This window comes from Flavobacterium lacisediminis (assembly GCF_025909975.1).
Classification (GTDB): domain Bacteria; phylum Bacteroidota; class Bacteroidia; order Flavobacteriales; family Flavobacteriaceae; genus Flavobacterium; species Flavobacterium lacisediminis.
In genome coordinates this window covers 202954-225001 of the sequence record NZ_JAPCIO010000005.1, presented here as the reverse complement: position 1 = coordinate 225001, position 22048 = coordinate 202954, and the positions used below count along the sequence as shown (strand labels likewise).

General features: G+C 33.3%; 22 protein-coding genes. 15 read left to right on the top strand and 7 right to left on the bottom strand.

Annotated features, from left to right (window positions below):
* The first annotated feature begins 46 nt into the window (after positions 1–46).
* Positions 47–1813: an ABC transporter ATP-binding protein gene (locus OJ995_RS09280; RefSeq protein WP_264369158.1), complete on the top strand. Its 1767-nt coding sequence runs from the start codon at positions 47–49 to the stop codon at positions 1811–1813.
* Positions 1814–1883: 70 nt separating this feature from the next.
* Positions 1884–2258, top strand: a complete 375-nt coding sequence (locus tag OJ995_RS09275; protein ID WP_133607344.1) for a PUR family DNA/RNA-binding protein — start codon at positions 1884–1886, stop codon at positions 2256–2258.
* A 54-nt stretch (positions 2259–2312) separates the two neighbouring features.
* Here OJ995_RS09275 and OJ995_RS09270 read toward each other — a convergent pair whose 3' ends face one another.
* The 4 genes from OJ995_RS09270 to trxA all read right to left on the bottom strand — a co-directional run bounded on the left by OJ995_RS09270 (position 2313) and on the right by trxA (position 3679).
* Positions 2313–2645, bottom strand: coding sequence for a tRNA-binding protein (locus OJ995_RS09270; RefSeq protein WP_264369157.1), 333 nt, complete (start codon positions 2643–2645; stop codon positions 2313–2315).
* A 66-nt stretch (positions 2646–2711) separates the two neighbouring features.
* Entirely contained in the window at positions 2712–2924 is a 213-nt protein-coding gene (locus OJ995_RS09265) for a YgaP family membrane protein (RefSeq protein ID WP_264369156.1), read from the bottom strand.
* A gap of 19 nt (positions 2925–2943) precedes the next feature.
* Complete coding sequence (locus tag OJ995_RS09260) at positions 2944–3333, bottom strand: rhodanese-like domain-containing protein (protein WP_264369155.1); 390 nt, start codon at positions 3331–3333, stop codon at positions 2944–2946.
* 43 nt (positions 3334–3376) lie between these two features.
* Positions 3377–3679 carry a thioredoxin gene (trxA, locus tag OJ995_RS09255; protein ID WP_133607350.1) on the bottom strand — a complete coding sequence of 101 codons (303 nt, stop codon included), beginning with the start codon at positions 3677–3679 and terminating at the stop codon, positions 3377–3379.
* 142 nt (positions 3680–3821) lie between these two features.
* On the opposite strand from trxA, the gene hemN reads away from it, so the two are divergent.
* Positions 3822–5186 carry an oxygen-independent coproporphyrinogen III oxidase gene (gene hemN / locus OJ995_RS09250; RefSeq protein WP_264369154.1) on the top strand — a complete coding sequence of 455 codons (1365 nt, stop codon included), beginning with the start codon at positions 3822–3824 and terminating at the stop codon, positions 5184–5186.
* Here the strand turns inward: hemN and OJ995_RS09245 are convergent, their stop codons facing one another.
* Positions 5187–7019 carry a BamA/TamA family outer membrane protein gene (locus tag OJ995_RS09245; protein WP_264369153.1) on the bottom strand — a complete coding sequence of 611 codons (1833 nt, stop codon included), beginning with the start codon at positions 7017–7019 and terminating at the stop codon, positions 5187–5189.
* Positions 7020–7160: 141 nt separating this feature from the next.
* Between OJ995_RS09245 and OJ995_RS09240 the strand changes: the two genes are divergently transcribed.
* From OJ995_RS09240 to OJ995_RS09215, 6 genes are all read left to right on the top strand, one after another.
* A complete protein-coding gene (locus OJ995_RS09240) occupies positions 7161–8507 on the top strand; it encodes a DEAD/DEAH box helicase (RefSeq protein ID WP_264369152.1) in 1347 nt (448 codons plus the stop codon).
* Positions 8508–8524: 17 nt separating this feature from the next.
* Complete coding sequence (locus tag OJ995_RS09235; RefSeq protein ID WP_264369151.1) at positions 8525–9025, top strand: DUF1877 family protein; 501 nt, start codon at positions 8525–8527, stop codon at positions 9023–9025.
* 121 nt (positions 9026–9146) lie between these two features.
* A complete protein-coding gene (locus OJ995_RS09230; protein ID WP_264369150.1) occupies positions 9147–11072 on the top strand; it encodes a vWA domain-containing protein in 1926 nt (641 codons plus the stop codon).
* Complete coding sequence (locus tag OJ995_RS09225) at positions 11069–12328, top strand: dihydroorotase (protein ID WP_264369149.1); 1260 nt, start codon at positions 11069–11071, stop codon at positions 12326–12328. Before OJ995_RS09230 ends, OJ995_RS09225 begins: the two co-directional genes overlap by 4 nt.
* 20 nt (positions 12329–12348) lie before the next feature.
* Entirely contained in the window at positions 12349–12669 is a 321-nt protein-coding gene (locus tag OJ995_RS09220) for a DUF4870 domain-containing protein (RefSeq protein WP_264369148.1), read from the top strand.
* A 9-nt stretch (positions 12670–12678) separates the two neighbouring features.
* Complete coding sequence (locus tag OJ995_RS09215; protein ID WP_264369147.1) at positions 12679–13317, top strand: alpha/beta hydrolase; 639 nt, start codon at positions 12679–12681, stop codon at positions 13315–13317.
* A 66-nt stretch (positions 13318–13383) separates the two neighbouring features.
* Here OJ995_RS09215 and OJ995_RS09210 read toward each other — a convergent pair whose 3' ends face one another.
* Positions 13384–13953, bottom strand: coding sequence for a fasciclin domain-containing protein (locus OJ995_RS09210; protein ID WP_264369146.1), 570 nt, complete (start codon positions 13951–13953; stop codon positions 13384–13386).
* Between the two features lie 148 nt (positions 13954–14101).
* Between OJ995_RS09210 and tpx the strand changes: the two genes are divergently transcribed.
* The 6 genes from tpx to ribB all read left to right on the top strand — a co-directional run bounded on the left by tpx (position 14102) and on the right by ribB (position 20872).
* A complete protein-coding gene (gene tpx, locus OJ995_RS09205; RefSeq protein WP_264369145.1) occupies positions 14102–14599 on the top strand; it encodes a thiol peroxidase in 498 nt (165 codons plus the stop codon).
* Between the two features lie 66 nt (positions 14600–14665).
* Positions 14666–15040, top strand: a complete 375-nt coding sequence (locus OJ995_RS09200) for a diacylglycerol kinase (RefSeq protein WP_264369144.1) — start codon at positions 14666–14668, stop codon at positions 15038–15040.
* A 33-nt stretch (positions 15041–15073) separates the two neighbouring features.
* Positions 15074–17596 (top strand): DNA translocase FtsK, encoded by a 2523-nt coding sequence (locus OJ995_RS09195; protein ID WP_264369143.1) that lies wholly within the window; start codon positions 15074–15076, stop codon positions 17594–17596.
* Positions 17597–17606: 10 nt separating this feature from the next.
* Positions 17607–18251 (top strand): outer membrane lipoprotein periplasmic chaperone LolA1, encoded by a 645-nt coding sequence (lolA1, locus tag OJ995_RS09190; protein ID WP_264369142.1) that lies wholly within the window; start codon positions 17607–17609, stop codon positions 18249–18251.
* Between the two features lie 46 nt (positions 18252–18297).
* Positions 18298–19734: an LptF/LptG family permease gene (locus OJ995_RS09185; protein ID WP_432419328.1), complete on the top strand. Its 1437-nt coding sequence runs from the start codon at positions 18298–18300 to the stop codon at positions 19732–19734.
* Positions 19735–19738: 4 nt separating this feature from the next.
* Positions 19739–20872, top strand: a complete 1134-nt coding sequence (ribB, locus tag OJ995_RS09180) for a 3,4-dihydroxy-2-butanone-4-phosphate synthase (protein WP_133607380.1) — start codon at positions 19739–19741, stop codon at positions 20870–20872.
* Positions 20873–21484: 612 nt separating this feature from the next.
* Here ribB and OJ995_RS09175 read toward each other — a convergent pair.
* Positions 21485–21781, bottom strand: coding sequence for a GIY-YIG nuclease family protein (locus tag OJ995_RS09175; RefSeq protein ID WP_264369140.1), 297 nt, complete (start codon positions 21779–21781; stop codon positions 21485–21487).
* Positions 21782–22048 lie beyond the last annotated feature (267 nt).

Genomic DNA, 22048 nt, shown 5'->3' with positions numbered 1-22048 from the left:
TTTTTAATTAATTTGGTAACGATTCGATATCACACTAAAGATTACTATGAAAGAACTGCAATATTTAAACAAATACTTTGTCAAATATAAATATCGTTTCCTATTAGGGATATTAATAACCATTATCGCACAAATATTTTCTTTATTCACACCTGAGTTAATTGGAAACTCTATTAAAGTGATTGAAGATTATGTGAAACACCCTACAAATGATATTCCGTTTCAGAAAGAATTATTAGTAAAAAATATTCTCTTAATCCTAGCTACCACAATTATAGCTGGATTTTTTACATTCTTAATGCGTCAGACATTAATTGTAATGTCGCGCCATGTCGAATTTGATTTAAAGAATGAAATCTTTAATCATTACCAGACTTTAACACAACGTTTCTACAAAAACAATCGTACTGGCGATTTAATGAATCGAATTAGTGAAGATGTTGGAAAAGTAAGAATGTATGTTGGGCCTGCCGTTATGTACTCATTAAATACCTTAATGCGTTTTACGATTGTGGTGATTTACATGTACAACATATCGCCAAAGCTTACTTTATATTCTCTATTACCATTACCACTTTTATCCTATAGTATTTTCAAAATCAGTTCTATGATTCATAAGAAAAGTGGTGATTTTCAACAAAATTTATCAACTTTATCTTCTTTTACACAAGAAATTTTTTCGGGAATTCGCGTGATAAAAGCCTATGCAATTGAGAATAAAAAACAACAAGAGTTTACCGATTTAAGCAATGAAAGTAAGGTAAAAGCAATGGATTTAGCTAGAGTAAATTCACTTTTCGGTCCTTTAATGATTTTACTTATTGGATTGAGTAACTTGGTTGTGGTGTATGTTGGTGGTTCTATGTACATTAATAACGACCCCGAAATTAACAGTATTGGAGTAATTGCCCAATTCATTTTATACATCAACATGTTAACTTGGCCTGTAGCCTCTTTAGGTTGGGTTTCATCATTGGTTCAAGAGGCAGAAGCTTCTCAAAAACGTATTAACGAATTCCTAAAAGAAGAACCTGAAATTAAAAACACCAACAGCAGCCATTCTACAATTGAAGGTAATATCAAATTTGACAATGTTTCATTTGAATATGATGATACCAATATCAAAGCTTTAGACAAGATTTCGTTTGAAGTTAAAAAAGGAAAAACATTAGCAGTTTTAGGAAAAACAGGTTCTGGAAAATCAACTCTTTTAACCTTAATTAGTCGTTTATATGACACTAATTCAGGAACAGTTTATATCGACAACAAAGACATTAAAGATTTAAATTTATTCGATTTACGTAATCAAATAAGTGTGGTGCCACAAGATGCTTTCTTGTTCTCAGATAGCATTAAAAACAATATTAAATTTGGTAATGAAAATGCTACCGATGAAGAAGTTATGGAAGCTGCAAAAAAAGCGGTAGTTCATGATAACATTATGAATTTCAATCAACAATACGAAACCATTTTAGGTGAACGAGGTATTACGTTATCTGGTGGACAAAAACAAAGAGTTTCAATTGCTAGAGCTTTAATCAAAAACGCTCCTATCCTACTATTAGATGATTGTCTTAGCGCCGTTGATACCGAAACCGAAGAAACCATACTAAACAACTTGCTAGCATATTGCAAAGACAAAACCACTATTATCGTAAGTCACCGTGTGTCATCAGCTAAAAATGCGGATTGGATTATCATTTTAGAGGAAGGAAAAATCATTGAGCAAGGCACTCATTCTCAACTATTAGAACAAAATGGTTACTACAAAGAGTTATACTTAAAACAACTTTCGGAAAAAGAAATTGACTAAACTTTTGTTTAATCCAATTTTTTTTTAGATTTTTGAGACGCTATAACACTAATTAATTGACAGTAGGATTATGAGAGAAAATGACATGTTAGAAAAAGAAGATATTTTTTCTAAAGTATTGCGTGCAGGAAGAAGAACGTATTTCTTTGATGTAAGAGCTACAAAAGCAGATGATTACTACATTACCATTACTGAAAGTAAAAAGTTTACAGAAGAAGATGGTTCATTTCACTTTAAAAAACACAAAATTTATTTGTACAAAGAAGATTTCGCTGCTTTCAGAGAAATTTTAGACGAAATGACTGATTTTGTTTTAGACCAAAAAGGTGAAGAAGTAATTTCGGAAAGACACCAAAAAGATTTCAAAAGAGAAATCTATGCTGAAGATAACGAAGAAATAAAATCAGCAGAAAGTTTTACTAATATTGATTTTGACGATATTTAATCGTTAGATTATGAAATACAAATCCCAAATTCTAAAAAGAATTTGGGATTTTTTTCATCCAATTCGCAACCCATTTTCAACTGGAATATCAGAAGTCAGCAAAACAATATCATTCTCCTCACCTACTGAACCCAACACCAAACATTCACTCATAAAATCTGCGATTTGTTTTTTAGGAAAATTGACAACTGCAATAATTTGTTTACCTAGTAATTCTTCTTTAGCATAACGTTTGGTAATTTGAGCAGATGATTTTTTGATGCCCAATTCAGAACCAAAATCAATCGTTAATTGATATGCTGGTTTATTAGCTTTTGGAAAATCTTGTACTTCTAAAATTGTTCCAACGCGCATTTCTACTTTTTCAAAATCATGCCAAGATATCATATTGTATAAAATAAAAAAGTACAATTTACCAAGGCAAATCATACTTTAAATAATATTGATTATTACTTATTTTTTTGGTTTTACTTTACAAGTATTAATTCCTAGTAAAGTATATAGAGGACAAAATTGCATTGAGGCTGTAAGAACCATAATAGCTCCAACACCTAATACTACCCATTTTAATGTTCCATCTAACATACCCGAAAGGCCTAAAATCAAAGCAATAACTCCAATCATAACACGCAAAAAGCGGTCACCTGTACCAACATTTTTTTTCATAATAATTATAATATTAAGTTTATTTTACTGTGGGTTTATTTTGGCTATTCCAATTTGAAATACCACCTTCCAAATCGGTAATATTTTTAAATCCTAATTCTTTTAATCTCGCAGAAGCTTTAGCACTTCTTCCTCCCGATTTACAATACACCATTACAGGTTTTTCTTTATCTAAACTCGCCACTTTGGCATCAAAATCATCTGCCATAAAATCGATATTTACTGCATTTTCAATATGACCTTCACTAAACTCCTCTGGTGTTCGAACATCCACTAATTGCACATCAGGTTGCGTAATTTTTTGCTCATACTTTGCTACATCTAAAACTTGCACGCTATCGGCTTGATTTTTTAAACAAGAGGTAAATCCTAACAAAAGGAACATTAAACTCAATACTTTTATCTTCATTATTCTATTTTTTTAATGTTTTCGAATCTAAATATACAAAAAATTAATTCAAATGATTACTGATAATATCAGTTAAATCTTTTGAACTTAAAACTCCCGATTGTCTCCAAAGCATTTTACCCGTTTTAAATAACATCAAAGTAGGAACTCCACGAACCATAAAATGACTAGCCAAATCTTGATGTTGATCAACATTCACTTTTATAATCTTTACAGCTTCTTTTAAATTAGTTTTCACTTCTTGCAATATAGGCGACATCATTTTACATGGTCCACACCAATCGGCATAGAAGTCCACTAAAACCAAATCATTACTATTGATGATATCATTAAATTTTGCGTTCATAATCTTTTATTTTTCTATTCCAAAGATACGATTTCAACCTGCCTTTTTATGTAATATTTGTTACACAAGGGCAATATGATAATTATCATTTTTTATTGTTCAGAAGCAAACTAAGTTTGTATGGTGCAAAAAATCTATCGCCATGTCAGTATCAATCGTCCAAAAATACAATGTTCCAGGGCCACGTTATACCAGCTATCCTACTGTTCCTTATTGGGAAGAGGAAAAATTCCATTTAGAAGATTGGAAACGTACCCTTTTACAATCTTTTAAAGAATCGAATGCTACCGAAGGTATCAGCTTATATATTCACCTTCCGTTTTGCGAAAGTTTGTGTACTTTTTGCGGTTGCAACAAGCGAATTACAAAACGCCATGAGGTTGAAGATCCTTATATTACAGCCGTAATTAAAGAATGGAAATTGTATTGCGATTTATTTCCAAGAAAACCAATCATCAAAGAAATTCATTTAGGTGGCGGAACTCCAACGTTCTTTTCGCCTGAAAATTTAGAACGCTTGATGAACGGAATTTTTCAGTATGCAACAAAAGCCGAAGAACACGAATTTAGTTTTGAAGGGCATCCAAACAACACAACTCGAAACCATTTACAAACCTTATACAATTTAGGATTCAGACGTGTAAGCTTTGGTGTACAAGATTATTCACCTAAAGTACAAGAAGCTATTCACCGCATTCAACCTTTTCATAACGTAGCAAAAGTAACATTTTGGGCAAAAGAAATTGGCTATACTTCTGTAGGACACGATTTAATTTTCGGACTTCCATTTCAAACCTTAGCCGATGTTAAAGATACGATTGATAAAACCAAATCATTACAACCTGATAGATTAGCGTTTTACAGCTATGCTCACGTGCCATGGATTAAAGGTAACGGTCAACGCGGTTTTAAAGATGAGGATTTACCAAAAGATGATGAAAAACGCATGTTGTATGAAGAAGGCAAAAAACAACTAGCACAAAACGGTTATCATGAAATTGGAATGGATCACTTTGCATTAGAAAACGATAGTATGTTTACTTCATTTAAAGAAGGTAAGCTACACCGTAATTTCATGGGCTACACGGCTTCAAAAACGCAGTTAATGATTGGATTAGGAGTTTCATCAATTAGCGATAGTTGGTACAGTTTTGCACAAAACGAAAAAACAATCGAAGATTATTACACCCATTTAGCAGAAGACCAATTACCTGTTTTTAGAGGGCACGTTTTAACACCTGAAGACTTAATTATCAGAAGACATATTTTGAATTTAATGTGTCAGTTTACTACTTCTTGGAAAGATGAAGCTTTAGATTTTCCTGAACTACCATCAGTTTTAGCAAGTTTAGAAGAAATGCGAGAGGATGGTTTTCTAACCATTCAAGATGATACCATAACTGTTACAGAAAAAGGAAAACCTTTCGTTCGTAATATTTGTATGGCATTTGATTTACGTTTAATTAGAAAAGCTCCAGAAACCAAATTGTTTTCTATGACGATTTAATTATTCATATTTAATGTAAGCAGGTTTGGATAACTGAAAATCATATAGTGTTAAATTAGTATTCTCAAAAGAATTGAATTTCATCTCGTCATCTCCTTCAAACGGAATCGTTGGGTAGTACGAAAAAGAAATCTGAAAACTATTGAATACTAAAAAATCATTATTAATTAAAGCTCCAATACTAAATTTCGAATACACCTTACTCGAAAACAAAGCCTTTTCATTAGCTAAAGAACCTAGTGTCATATTAAAATAAGGACTAAATCTAAAGCCATACCAACTTCCAGGAATATAAGATTGCGTTTGAAAAGATGCTGTCCATTTTTGAGTTCCGTTTAAACGATTATTAAATCCAGGTAATCCATCTGCTTCGAGTAAATTTAAACGATCTTTAAACGATTCATCTCTATTATTCCCCCAAACATACGTAGGTTTCACAAATTGTCTAAAATGCCATTTGCCCCAAGAAATAAGAGGGCTAAAATAATTCAAGCCTATCTTAAAAGTAGTTTGTTCTGTTAATCCAGCATCGTAAAAACTGCCCCATTCGGCAAAACCACTTGCGTAACCAAATGAATATTTTTTTCCATAGGAAACACTCAATCCAGTATACATTCTAGAATTACTATTTTTCTCTTGATGTCCAATAATTAAAGCAATATTTTCACCGTATGGAATATCCTCCGTAATATTATAATTGAAAACAAATTTATCTTGATAAAACTTTTGTTTAGAAACCCCAATCATTCCAATCCAATTCTTCTCATTTGAAAAATAATTAGAAGGATCTAAAACAGCATCGAGAACACGACCAAAAACTTTCTGATTATAAGTTAACGCTATAATCATATTGGTAAAATAGCGCTCTGGATTGTCTTTCGAATTTATTTTAAAAGCTCTTCCATACCAATATTCTTGAAAATCATATGAAACATCTCGCAAAATAAAATCATCAAAAAATGGAATTTGCTCTGTACGCAATCGGTTCTCGAAATAAAATCCACCAGCATTTTTTGTAATTACCGAATAAAAAGGGCGATTGATATCAATACTTCGTTTACTATCATTATTAAAATCATTAGCATAATCTAAATCCAAACGGATATAAGTATTTTTAATATTATTGATAGAATATTGAGCATAAGTAGCTCTTTCTTTAGTATCAAAACGGTTTTTTATATTTCCACTTATCAAATGTCCAAAACCTAAAATATTACGTTCAGTTAATTTAACACTACTCTCATTTGAAGACAAACTACCAGTTGGAATCAAAGTCCAAGAATCCAAAACTCGAATCTTAACATCAATCGAGTCTTTGCTATTAGGAATATCAACAGGTACAATAGTAACTTCACGAATGTAACGCTGACTTCGAATCAAACGTTCCGATTCGAGTACAAGTTTAGCATCTAATTTGTCATGCTTTTTGAACAACATGATATTTCGAATGGTAATTTCATTTGTTTTTATGTGAACCGAGTTTCCAAAATTCTCTAACTTTCTCTTAGGTACTTTTTTTTCGTTAGTAATTGAATAACCAAAAGGATCTAAAGTTTCAATTGTAATGTTACGAATGATTTTTCCTTCTTGAGATGTGCTAACTACCTTTTTTTTCTTTTTAGGCTTAAAAGGAACTAAGTTTTCAGCTTCTAATGCCGATTCTTTAAAAACCAACTTATAAATGAATCTCGAAAACTTATTTTTTTTAGATAAATCATTAATGTCTTGGTAAATCGAAATACTATCTTTCTCTTGAATAATATCCTGAGCACAAATGTGATCCGAATTTAAACAAAAGATAAAAACAATAAAAAATAAAATATTCCTTTTCACAATACAAAACTATTACTATTAAATCGAATTACTATTACACAATTCCGATAAAACGTTACAAGATTAAATTTAGTACCCTTGTCACGTGTTAAAATTCATTCCAAAAAGTTTATGTACCTTTGCACAAATTTAATACCCTTTATGAAAACGTTCCAAGAATTTGATTTACCAAAATCACTACAAAAAGCATTAGACGAATTAGGTTTTGTTCACGCTACACCTATTCAAGAAAAATCGCATTCTGTAATTCTTTCAGGAAGAGACATGATGGGAATTGCACAAACAGGAACAGGAAAAACCTTTGCCTATCTACTTCCTATTCTAAAACAATGGAAATTTCAAAATAACGAATCAGCAAGAATTGTTATTTTAGTTCCAACGCGTGAATTAGTCGTTCAAGTTGCAGAAGAAGTTGAAAAATTGACCAAATACATGAGTGTGCGGACACTTGGAATTTATGGTGGAGTTAACATCAATACGCAAAGAAAAGCATTAGCAGAAGGTGTCGATATTTTAGTAGGAACGCCTGGACGTGTTATGGATTTAGGTTTAGATGGAGTTTTACGTTTCGACGAATTACAAAAATTAGTTATTGACGAGTTTGACGAAATATTAAACTTAGGATTTCGTGCCCAATTGACTTCGATTTTATCGATGATGCGTGGCAAAAAACAAAACATCTTATTCTCGGCAACTATGACGGAAGAGGTAGATGCCATGTTAGATGAGTATTTCGATTTTCCAGTAGAAGTATCTTTGGCGCAAAGCGGAACGCCTCTAGAACAAATTGAACAAATCGTTTATCAAGTTCCAAATTTCCTTACCAAATTAAACCTATTAAAACACTTGGTTCGTGAAACCGAAACCATGGAACGTGTTTTAATTTTCGTAAACAACAAACGTATTGTTGATTTGGTTTTTGAAACATTAGACGAAGAATTTCCAGAGCAATTTGGTGTAATTCACTCGAATAAATCGCAAAATTATCGTTTGAATACGATGGCTTCTTTTCAAGCAGGCGAATTAAGAGGTTTGGTTACTACTGATATCATGGCGCGTGGTTTGGATATTTCTGATATCACGCACGTAATCAACTTACAATTCACTGAAGAACCAGAAAAATACATGCACCGTATTGGTAGAACGGGTCGTGCTGATAAAACAGGTATTGCAATCAGTTTGGTTTCACCAAGTGAAGTTGAAAGTAAAATTGAGGTAGAATTATTAATGAATACCGAAATCAAAGAATTTCCACTTCCAGAAGATTTAAAAATCGAAGAACGCTACTTAGATTTCGAAAAGGAAAAGAAAAAAATGAAATTCTTGTTGAAAACACCTAAAAAAGAAGGTGGAGAAGCTTTTCACAAGAAAAAAGATAAAAATGCGAAAGTAAACCTTGGAGGCCCAGGAAAACGTAAACCACGTAAAACCGAATCAAGAAATAGAAATATCGAACGTAAAAGAGACGAGAAGAGAAAGAAGAAATAATTAAATGCTTAAAATAAATGGGATTAATTGCTTGTTATTATGTTATTGAAGATAATATAATAGATAAAACCATCCATTTAAGCTTTGACTATGAAAGCTATTTAGAGAATAATTTTTCAGAGGAAGAATTAAATAACTTAATTTTTGGTCAAGACACTAAAAGTTGGAATCCATTATTTGAACTTTTAAAAATATTAGATACATCAAACACTAAAGTTTTATGTCAAATAGATAAAGATGATTTTTATATAAAAGAATCAGAAAATATGACAAGTTTTTATTTTCATGATTCGAAAAGAGTCAATGAAATTTGGAGTGAATTAAAAAATATAACTTCAGAAAAAATAACTAAATCACTTGAAAATGAAAAACTAAAAGAAAGAATTTCTAATATTGAAGGTTATTATAATGAGAGAATACATTGGGCCGAATCAATAATGATTGAATACAATCAAATTTACAATGCATTTGAATCAGCTCATAAATTTAAAAAAGGAATAATTATTTCAATTAGTTAGTTTTTTTTTAAAAATCCGTGTAAATTTCTTAAATCCGTGTCATCTGTGTTCCAAAAAAATGACTCAAATATCTACAGTAATCTAAATTGAATTTCGTACTTTTGACAAATTCTAATAATAAATGCAGTTCAAACATCCAGAAATTCTATACTTCCTTTTTCTGTTGGTGATACCAATTTTGGTGCATTTATTTCAATTACGTCGTTTTAAAAAAGAATATTTTACTAACGTAAAACTCCTTAAAGAACTTCAAATTCAAACCCGAAAAAGTTCTAAAATCAAGAAATGGTTGTTGTTAGCTACTCGTTTATTGCTATTAGCTTGTTTGATTATAGCTTTTGCACAACCCTTTTTTGACGCCAAAGACACAACCAATAAAGGAAACGAATTAATTATCTTATTAGACAATTCGTTTTCGATGCAAGCTAAAGGCGCAAAAGGCGAATTACTAAAACGAAGCATTCAAGATTTATTAGAAGAATTACCTGAAAACCAACAATTTTCATTACTTACCAATTCCGAAGTGTTTTGGGACACGGATGTCAAATCCATTCAAAAAGAATTGCAGAATTTAAAGTACTCTGCGATGCCGTTTCAGTTGGATTATTTGATCAATCAAGTAGAAACCAAAAAGAAAAACACAAAAAAAGACTACGTTATCATTACCGATGCCATTCAATCGGAAAGTAAAAAAGCCTTGGATTTAGCAGAAAATAACGTAGTATATTTCATCCAGCCCGAAGCGCAAAACAAAACTAATATCAGCATTGATAAAGTAACGATTTCACAAGTTTTAGAACAATTTTACGAATTGAAAATCACGCTTCAAGCTTTTGGAGAAACAGAGAATGAAGTGCCGCTTTCTGTTTTCAGTAACAATAAAGCCATTGCCAAAACCATTGCGAAATTTGAAAATCCAAAAACAGAAATTGCAATCACCATTCCAAAAAATGATTTCCACGGAAATATTAGTATTGAAGATAACAGTCTAAGCTACGATAACGATTACTATTTAAGCATTTCTAAACCTGAAAAAGCAAATGTAATCGCTATTGGAAATTCTGATAAGAACAACTTTTTAAGTCGCATCTTCACTGGTGATGAGTTTAATTTCAAAAGCACGGAATTAGCCACTTTAGATTACAATCAAATTGAAAATCAAGATGCGATTGTACTGAATGAATTGGAAGATTTACCAGTTGCTTTAGGAACAACACTGAAATCATTTTACGAAAAAGGTGGAAATATTGTTTTGATTCCGAATGCAAAAAATTCACCTTCTTTATTAAATGCTTTCGCAAAAAACTTCGGTGGATTGAATTATTCCGAACTTTCAACATCTGGAAAACAAATCACGAAAATCAACTTTAATCATCCATTATACCAAACGGTTTTTGAGAAAAAAGTGACTAATTTTCAATATCCAAATGTAAAAGAAAGTTTTACTTTATCAGGAATTACGAACATTTTACAATACGAAGACAATTCAGTTTTCGTGGGTTCAACTACGAATCGATTGGGAACGTTTTACGCTTTTTCGGCACCGATAAACAAACAAAATAGTAACTTCCAAAATGCACCTTTAATTGTTCCAACATTTTACAACATGGGACAAAATCAAGGAAAAACAGGAATTAACGCATACACCATTGGAGAAAACGAAAACCTAATTTTAGAAACTATTTTAGCAAAAGACGAAGTGGTTTCAGTTCAAAAAGAAGGCTATAGTTTCATTCCGATGCAACAAATATTAAATACCAAATGCAAATTATCCTTTGGTGATTACCCAGAAGAAGCAGGAAATTTTGATGTGATAAAAGCGAACAATTCGCTAAAGAAAATCAGTTTCAACTATCCAAGAACGGAAAGTGATTTAACGCAAATTTCGACTGCCAATTTTGAGAGTTTCACTAAAGTAGACAACATATCTACCGTTCTAAACGATATTGCTTCCGAACGTACAAGCAATGAAATTTGGAAATGGTTTATCATCGCAACACTACTATTTTTAATAACAGAACTACTAATCCAAAAATTTGTAAAATGACGCAAGTTATTCTAAAACAAGCCAAAATCATCGACGCTTCAAGTCCATTTCACAACCAAGTGATGGACATCAAAATTGAAAACGGAACGATAACACAAATAGAAAAAGAAATCGCAGCTACTTCAGGTTTTGAAGTGGTGAATGTTCCTAATTTACACGTTTCTCAAGGTTGGATGGACAGCTCGGTTTCTTTTGGAGAACCAGGCTACGAAGATCGTGAAACCATAGAAAACGGCTTAAAAGTCGCAGCTAAGAGCGGATTTACAGCTGTAGCTTTACAACCTAACTCAAATCCAACTATCGATAATCAAGCGCAAGTACGATTTGTATTGGACAGAGCTAAAAACCAAGCAACAACTTTATATCCAATCGGCGCTTTAACAAAAGGTAGCGAAGGAACGGATTTAGCGGAATTATTCGACATGAAAAACGCTGGAGCCATTGCGTTTGGGGATTATAAGAAAGCGTTACAAAATGCCAATCTTCAAAAAATTGCCTTACAATACGTGCAAGATTTCGACGGAATGGTAATCTCTTTTTGCCAAGACAGCACTTTAAAAGGAATTGGAATTGCAAATGAAGGTGAGGTAAGTACAAAATTAGGTATGAAAGGAATCCCAGCTTTAGCCGAAGAATTGCAAGTCGCTCGTAACTTATTTTTATTAGAATACACTGGCGGAAAATTACACATTCCAACAATTTCTACTCAAGGAAGTATCAAATTAATCAAAGAAGCTAAAGCAAAAGGCTTGAACGTTACGTGCAGTGTTGCCGTTCATAATTTAGTTTTAAACGATGAAATTTTAATGGGATTTGATTCGCGATACAAAGTACTGCCTCCATTACGAGAAGAAGCTACTAGAAAAGCTTTAGTGGAAGCTGTTTTAGAGGGAACAATAGATTGTATTACTTCAGACCATAATCCTTTAGACATCGAACTTAAGAAATTAGAATTTGATTTAGCCAAAGATGGAACCATCGGATTAGAGAGTGCTTTTGGTACTTTACTAACGATTTTACCACTTGAAGTAATAGTTAACAAATTAACAGCCAACAAACTGGTTTTCAATATTGATAACCCATCAATAACAAACGGAAGTAAAGCTGATATTTCTTTATTCACTACAGAAGAAAATTGGATATTTGGAAAAGAAAATATCCTATCAAAATCTAAAAATTCGGCTTTCTTAGGACAAAAAATGAAAGGAAAAGCTGTTGGAATTTACAATAATGGACAATTAATAATGAACCATTAATAATTGATAATTTTAAAATTATGAACGAAATAGAACAAGGAAAACAAACGGCAATTGTAAGTTATTTAACAATTATTGGAAGTATCATTGCAATATTCATGAACAGTGAAACTAAGAATAGTTTTGCTAGTTTTCACATTCGTCAAGCATTAGGAATTTTTATTACTTTCTTCTTATTAGGCTATCCTATTGGATATTTCGATAACTGGATGGTTACAGCTTCATTTTGGACATTCATCTTTATTTTATGGTTATTCGGGTTTATGAATGCATTGAATGGCGAACAAAAACCAGTTCCTTTTTTAGGGGAATTGTATCAAAAAATATTTAAAAGTTTCTAATTCATAAAAATGAACTTACACTACTTAATTCAAGAACCAAAAACAATAAAAGATAAAAACCCTTTATTGATATTATTACATGGCTATGGTAGCAACGAAGAAGATCTATTTTCTTTCGCTACCGAATTACCTCAAGATCATTATGTAATTTCAGTTCGTGCGCCTTATGATTTACAACCTTATGGACATGCTTGGTATGCCATTCATTTTGATGCAGACGAAAATAAGTTTTCTGATAATGTACAAGCCAAACAATCGGTTGAAATCATAGCGAGTTTTATTGATGAGATTGTTAAACAATATCCAATCGACGCTAAAAATGTAACTTTAATTGGTTTCAGTCAAGGTGCGATTTTAAGTTATGCTACTGCCCTAACCTATCCTGAAAAAATATCTAAAGTAGTGGCGTTAAGCGGCTATTTAAATCAAGAAATCCTACCAGAAGCCATCGATACTAAAGCTATTTCACATTTGAAATTTTTCGTTTCTCATGGTTCAGTTGACCAAGTAATTCCGGTAGACTGGGCTCGAAAAGCAAAACCAGCTTTAGAAAATTTAGGCTTAGAAATTGAATATCATGAATATCCGGTTGGTCATGGTGTAGCACCTCAAAACTTCTTTGATTTTAAGAATTGGTTACAACGATAAATTAAAAAGCTCTGAACTTACATTCAGAGCTTTTCATTTAACAAACTAAACTAAACATTTTAAGCATTATGATTTTGGAGTAACCACAGTATCTACTACGTGAATTACACCATTTTTTTGATTTACATCTGTAATCGTTACTTTGGCACTGTTTCCATTTTCATCAGTAATGTATAAATCTTTACCTTTCATCCAAGCCGTTAACGTGCCTCCGCTAACTGTTTTTAAAGTCGCTTTTCCATTTCCTTTTTTGATAGCAGCATCAATATCTTTTGCATTCATTTTTCCAGCTACTACATGGTAGGTTAAAATAGTTTGCAATAATTTTAAATTCTCTGGTTTCAATAAGGTTTCAACAGTTCCAGCAGGTAATTTCGCAAACGCAGCATTTGTTGGGGCAAAAACGGTGAATGGTCCTTCTGACATTAATACATCAACTAATCCAGCAGCTTTTACAGCTGCAACTAATGTAGTGTGGTCTTTAGAATTAACCGCATTCTCTACAATGTTTTTACTTGGATACATAGGAGCTCCTCCTACTTCTACTGTTCTTTCTTTAGTTTGAGCAAATGATGATGTTCCTACTAATAATCCAAAAGCCACTACTGCTGTAGCAAAAAATTTGTTCGTTTTCATATTATATTTTTTTAAGTTTTATAATGGCATTTACGCTGAAAACAAATTCTTGGTTTTAAAAAACAGAAAAAAATAATCTTAAGTAAACGATAAGGTACACTTTAACCAATTATTCTTTACTTTTGTTATTCAAAAAAAAAAATTAGGTATGGCATCAATTACATTAGGAGGAAATCCTGTACACACAAATGGCGAATTGCCAGCAGTAGGCTCAAAAGCTACTGATTTTAATTTAGTAAAAACCGATTTAGGAACTGCAACTTTAGCTGATTTTGCGGGTTCTAGAGTAGTTTTAAACATTTTCCCAAGTATTGATACTGGAACTTGTGCGGCTTCGGTTAGAAAATTCAATGAGAAAGCTAGTGCTTTAGCAAATACTAAAGTATTATGTATCTCAAGAGATTTACCTTTTGCTCAAAAACGTTTTTGTGGCGCAGAAGGTTTAGAAAATGTAATCAACTTATCCGATTTTAAAGACGGTGGTTTTGGAAAAAACTACGGTTTAGAAATCACTGACGGACCTTTAGCTGGTTTACATTCACGTGTGGTAATTGTTTTAGATGAAAATGGAACAATTCTTCACACGGAACAAGTAAAAGAAATTGCTGACGAGCCAAATTACGAAGCTGCTTTAGCTGTACTTTAAGAAACACCAACTGTCCTGAAATTGAGCAATCAACTTTAGGACAGTTTTTTAATTTAAACGAATAAAATGAAATTCGAAAAAGACGAAACACTTTTTACAGGCCGATTAAAAAGCATTGGATTTGCCATTAAAGGCGCAATTAAATTGATTACTACCGAGCATAGCGTTATGGTGCAATCCTCTTTAGCTGTGATTATGACATTTGCTGGATTCTATTTTGGTATTAATCGCATGGAATGGATGATGCAAATTCTAGTATTCGGTTTAGTATTAGGAATTGAAGGATTAAATACAGCTGTTGAAAAAATAGCAGATTTTGTACATCCTGATTATCACGAACGCATCGGTTTCATTAAAGATATTGCCGCTGGAGCTGTTTTTTTTGCTGCCCTAACAGCGATTACAATCGGATGCATTATTTATTTTCCGTATTTGTTTTAATTTAGCTACTTTTGTAAAAATTGTTCCGTTTACATGGCCAAAAAAACTAGCAAAGACTCCGTTAATAACCCTACTGAAACCAAAGAAAAATTCTCTTGGCGTTTAAGTCGTCAGCAGAAGTTTATTTTAGGTATTTCGCTTATTTTCTTTTCATTAGCCTTATTACTTTCTTTTATTTCTTATTTCATTACAGGAAATAACGATCAGGATTTAGTAACCGAATTAACGAATAGAAACGCTAAAGCCGAAAACTGGTTGGGCAAATTTGGCGCTTTCTTAGCCGACTTCTTCCTTTATAAAGGATTTGGAGTTGCCTCATTTATCTTTGTTAGAATCTTATTTTTAGTGGGAGCTTACCTAGTTTTAGATATGGCTTTAGCTAAATTAAAGAAAAGCTTCTTTTGGGATTTTTATCTCATCATTTTTGTTTCAATAATCTTAGGGTTTTTCTGGAATTATATTCCGCAATTAGGAGGAACGGTTGGATTTGAAATGAACCTTTTCATTCAAGATTACATTGGAAAAACAGGAACATTATTAGTGTTGCTTTTTGGTATCCTGATTTTCTTAGTATTTAAAATCAAAATGTCGCCTGAAAGCTTTACTAAAGTTTTTGAAAAACCGCAAACAGCTTTCAATGAAGATATTGCTGCAGAAAGCACAATAGCACCAGTAGCAGTAGACACTACAGAAGACAATAATGAAGAAGAAGAAGAAATCAATACTGATTTACCAATCACAACGCCTCCAAACTCAAAAGACGATTTTATCTTAACAGAAGACGAAGAAGAAATGGGTAATTTCGAATTGAAAACTTATCCTTCCTCTTTCGAAATAGATAAAGAAGCTTTAAAACCAACAATTGCTTCTGCATCGGAACTAAATTTAGATCCAAAACCAAAAGTTGAAACTCCAGAAGTAACTAATTTTTCTATCGAAGACCGAAGCATTCCCAAAGAAGATTTCGTAAACGAAGACGCTTTTGTAATTGAAAAAATTGAAGAAGAAGAATTAGTTGAAGAAAACTTAGCAGCCAAATTGGTGCAAGATTTTGGGTTATTTGACCCAACATTAGAATTATCACACTACCAATTCCCATCGATTGATTTACTAAAAGAATATTCTTCTGGAGGTATTACCATCAATCAAGCGGAATTAGAAGAAAATAAAAACAAAATTGTAGATACATTAAAGAATTACAGCATCGGTATTTCGCAAATTAAAGCTACTGTAGGACCTACGGTTACTTTATACGAAATTGTGCCAGAAGCAGGTATTCGTATTTCCAAAATCAAAAACTTAGAAGACGATATTGCGTTGTCGTTAGCGGCATTAGGAATCCGTATTATTGCGCCTATTCCAGGAAAAGGAACCATTGGTATTGAAGTACCTAATAACAACCCTACTATGGTTTCTATGAAGAGTGTTATCTCTTCACCAAAATTCCAAACCGCTGAAATGGAATTACCAATTGCTTTAGGGAAAACCATTTCAAATGAAACATTTGTAGTAGACTTAGCCAAAATGCCTCACTTATTGATGGCAGGTGCTACGGGACAAGGTAAATCAGTAGGTTTAAATGCCGTATTGACTTCCCTACTCTACAAAAAACATCCAGCCGAAGTGAAATTCGTTTTGGTTGACCCGAAAAAGGTAGAATTAACCCTTTTTAATAAAATTGAACGTCATTATTTAGCAAAACTACCTGATGGTGGTGACGCTATTATCACCGATAACACCAAGGTAATTAACACCTTAAACTCACTATGTATTGAAATGGACAACCGTTATTCTTTATTAAAAGATGCGATGGTTAGAAATATCAAAGAATACAACGAGAAATTCAGAAACCGTAAATTAAATCCAGAAAACGGACACCGCTTTTTACCATACATCGTATTAGTTGTAGACGAGTTTGCCGATTTAATTATGACAGCTGGTAAAGAAGTTGAAACGCCTATTGCACGTTTAGCTCAGTTAGCACGTGCCATTGGTATTCACTTAATTATTGCAACGCAACGTCCGTCGGTAAATGTAATTACGGGGATGATTAAAGCCAACTTCCCAGCGCGTATTGCGTTTAGAGTAACTTCTAAAATTGATTCTAGAACCATTTTAGATTCAGGTGGTGCTGACCAGTTAATCGGACGAGGTGATTTATTGTACACTCAAGGAAACGAAATCGTCAGAGTTCAATGTGCTTTTGTTGATACTCCAGAGGTAGACAAGATTTGTGATTTCATTGGAGCGCAAAAAGCCTATCCTGAAGCCTACTTACTTCCAGAATACGTGGGTGAGGAAAGTGGCATAAAACTTGATATAGACATATCCGAAAGAGATTCGCTATTCAGAGAAGCTGCGGAAGTAATCGTAACCGCACAACAAGGAAGCGCTTCTTTAATTCAAAGAAAATTAAAATTAGGTTACAATAGAGCCGGTCGTTTAATCGACCAATTAGAAGCTGCTGGTATTGTAGGCCCATTCGAAGGTAGTAAAGCCCGTTCCGTTTTAATACCTGATTTAGTAGCACTGGAACACTTTTTAAACAATGAATAAAAAAAATAAAATGAAACGTTTTTTACAAGTTGCAATCGCACTACTTATTGGTTTTTCATTACAAGCTCAAGATGCTAAAAAAGCAAAAGAGTTGTTAGATGATGTATCGGCGAAAATAAAATCGTACGATAATATTGTGATTGACTTTAAATATACTTTAAACAATCCAAAAGAAAACATCAACCAAGAAAGCAAAGGAAATGTGGCACTTCAAGGAAATTTATACAACTTAAATTTCATGGGAGTAACCAAGATTTTTGACGGAAAAAAAGTATACACTATTGTACCAGAAGATGAAGAAATAACTATCGCTAACTTTGATGCTAACGACGATAATGCCATTACACCAAACAAGATGTTGACTTTCTTTAATTCAGGATACAAATATGCTTGGGACATTCTTCAAAACGTAAAAGGAAGAAAAATTCAATACGTAAAATTAACCCCAAATAGTAGCAAAGACCAACGCAAAGAAATCCTTGTAGGGATTGATGTACAAACAAAACACATCTACACGGTAATTGAAGTGGGCAAAAATGGAACAAAAACTACTTTAACTGTTAATTCTTTTAAAACAAATCAGCCTTTATCGAAAAATCATTTTACCTTTACCAAATCAAAATATCCTAATTATTACATCAATAAATTAGACTAATTTCGTTCGGGTGAAAATATTAGATAAATACATTATTAAATCTTTCATGATTACATTTACTTCGGTATTTGTAATCTTGTTTTTTATATTCGTTTTACAAGGAATTTGGCTTTTCATTGCCGAACTAGCAGGAAAAGATTTGGACTTTTTTACAATTATCAAATTCCTATCGTTCTACGCTCCTACTATTGTTCCGTTAGTATTACCGCTTTCGGTATTGTTAGCTTCAATCATGACCTTTGGTAGTTTTGCCGAAAACTATGAATTTGCCGCTATGAAATCTTCTGGAATTTCATTACAACGCGCCATGAAAATGCTAACGATTACCATAGGGATTTTAGCGTTAGTATCGTTTTTCTTTGCTAATAATGTAATTCCAGATGCGCAATACAAATTCATCAATCTTAGAAAAACTATTGTACAGCAAAAACCAGCTATGGCAATTGCTGAAGGACAATTCAACACTATTGGTTCTTCTAACATTAAAGTAGATAAAAAATCAGGCGATAATGGCGAGTTCCTAGAAGGCGTTACCATGCATGTTAAAAACAACAACATGGGATTAGGCGCTAATACCATCATCAAAGCCAAAAGAGGGGTTTTAACTAGCGAAGACGATTCAAATTATTTACAATTAGAATTGTATGATGGTTATTATTACGAAGACATTCACCCTAAAAATTTCGAAGACCGCAAACGCTTACCTTTTGCCAAAAGTAGTTTTGAAAAATACGTGGTAAATATCGATTTAACCAAACTAAATCAAGCCGAAATAGACGATGGGAACATTACATCTGAAAAGATGCTTACCGTTCCAGAATTAAAATACACACTAGATTCATTACAAAATAGCTACAACAAAGATGTGATGTCGTATGCCGACAATGTTGTAATGCGTAGTGATAATATTTTTAGAAAGAAAAATCAAAATACGATTAACAATGTAACGCCAAAGGTTCCAAATGCAAACGTATCACCTAAAAAAGACTTGTTAAGTATTTTTACACCTTTGGAACGCAAACAAATACTAGAAATGGCAAAAAGCAATGCCGCTAGTACGGAGTTTAGTATTCAAAGTAGTAAAACCGATTTAGAAGGTAAAACAAAAAACATCAACAACCACTGGTTGGCAATTCATGAAAAATTTGTAATTGCATACTCTTGTTTGTTAATGTTCTTTATCGGAGCACCTTTAGGAGCTATTATCCGAAAAGGAGGATTAGGATTGCCTATTGTATTTGCTATTTTAATCTTCATAACCTTCCATTTCATTAATACTTTCGGACGTAAAGTAGCGCAACAAGATACTATTCCTCCTTTTCTTGGAGCTTGGATGGCATCGTTATTAATGACACCTTTTGCTATAATTTTAACCTATCGTGCTACAAACGATATTGGTATCATGATTAATTTTGATTGGATAACCGACCCGTTTAAAAAACTTTTTAATAAAATAACACAAAATAACGACGACAACAACTAACACCATGTCAAAGAACATACAACTAAACACGATTGAAGAAGCTATAGAAGACATCCGTCAAGGAAAAGTAATCATAGTAGTAGATGATGAAGACAGAGAAAACGAAGGTGACTTCTTAGCCGCTGCCGAAAAAGTAACCCCAGAAATGATTAACTTCATGGCAACTCACGGAAGAGGTCTTATTTGTGCCCCTTTAACCGAATCGCGTTGTAAAGAATTAGACTTACATACAATGGTACGTAATAATACCGACCATATGGAAACGGCATTTACGGTATCAGTAGATTTAAAAGGTAACGGAGTAACAACAGGAATTTCCGCTGCCGATAGAGCAAAAACCATTCAAGCCTTAATAGACCCTGAAACAAAACCATTCGATTTAGCACGTCCTGGACATATATTTCCATTAATTGCAAAACAAGGTGGCGTATTAAGAAGAACCGGACACACAGAAGCTGCAATTGACTTTGCACGTTTAGCAGGATTTAAACCAGCAGGTGTTATTGTAGAAATCATGAACGAAGACGGAACTATGGCGCGTTTACCTGAATTGGTAAAAGTGGCTAAGAAATTCGACTTAAAATTGGTTTCAATTGAAGCTTTAGTGGCTTACAGAATGCAACACGATAGTTTGATTCAGAAAAAAGAAGATTTTGATATTCAAACCCGTTTTGGAACATTCAGAATGCGTGCGTATTTACAAACTACCAACAAACAAGTACACATTGCCTTAACAAAAGGAACTTGGAATGCTGGAGAATCGGTTTTAACACGTATCAACACAACCCAAGTCAACAATGATATTTTAGGTACACTTACCGATAACAACGATAAGAAACTAGATGATATTTTCCGTAAAATTAACGAAGTAGAAAAAGGAGCAATCATCTTCATTAACCAAGAAGTAAAATCCTTAGAGTTATTAGATCGTATTGCCGAATTAAAAGTATTACAATCTCAAGGCGAAATGCGTGCCCCACAAATTAAAATGGACACCAAAGATTTCGGAATCGGAGCACAAATCCTCCACGACTTAGACATCACCAAAATCGAATTACTATCCAACAGCACCGCTCCCACCAAACGCGTAGGAATGATAGGCTACGGCTTAGAAATCACCGATTATGTAAATTATTAATTTACAAAAAACGCTCAAGTTGTCTTGAGCGTTTTTTTTATAAGATTAATGCTAGCTGAGGCACTCGATTTTCACACCGTTGCCTGAGGCACTCGATTTTAATACCGTTGCCTGAGGCACTCGNAAAAAACGCTCAAGTTGTCTTGAGCGTTTTTTTTATAAGATTAATGCTAGCTGAGGCACTCGATTTTCACACCGTTGCCTGAGGCACTCGATTTTAATACCGTTGCCTGAGGCACTCGATTTTAATACCGTTGCCTGAGGCACTCGAAGGCAAAAGGCCATGAGAAATGGTGGCTTCGAGAACCTCAGTCCCCATATCATATTTTCTATAGAACTACTTAAAACCGTTGCCTAAGGCACTCGAAGGCAAAAGGTCATGAGAAATGGTGGCTTCGAGAACCTCAGTCCCCATATCATATTTTCTATAGAACTACTTAAAACCGTTGCCTAAGGCACTCGAAGGCAAAAGGTCATGAGAAATGGTGGCTTCGAGAACCTCAGTCCCCATATCATATTTTCTATAGAACTACTTAAAACCGTTGCCTAAGGCACTCGAAGTCAAAAGGTCAAAAAAAATGGTGGCTGAGGCACTCGAAGCCCCCATTTTTATTATATCTCATCTAAATCTCTATAAGCCTTTGCTAATAATGGCAACAAATCACTTTTACCTTCAATTAAAGCTTCTTTCTTTTTCCTACTCCAACCCTGAACTTGTTTTTCTCTATAAAATGCCTCATCAATTCTTGAATATTCCTCATAGTATAAAAGAGAAACTGGTAATCTCTTTTTTGTATGATTAGCCCCTTCACCATTTTGATGCTGTTCCAATCTTCTCTCTAAGTCAGTTGTACTTCCGGTGTAATAACTACCATCAGCACAAAGTAAAATGTACATAAACCCTTTCATACTATTTATTCATTAATGGTGGCTTCGAGAACCTCAGCCCCCATATCACATTATTCATTAGAACTACTCAAAACCGTTGCCTGAGGCTCTCGAAGGCAAAAGGTAAACCGGTTGCCTAATCGGTTACTGAGCTTGTCAAAGTATCGAAGGCAAAAGGTCATGAGAAATGGTGGCATCGAGAACCTCAGCCCCCATATCATATTTTCTATAGAACTACTTAAAACCGTTGCCTGAGGCTCTCGAAGGCAAAAGGTCAAAAAAAATTGG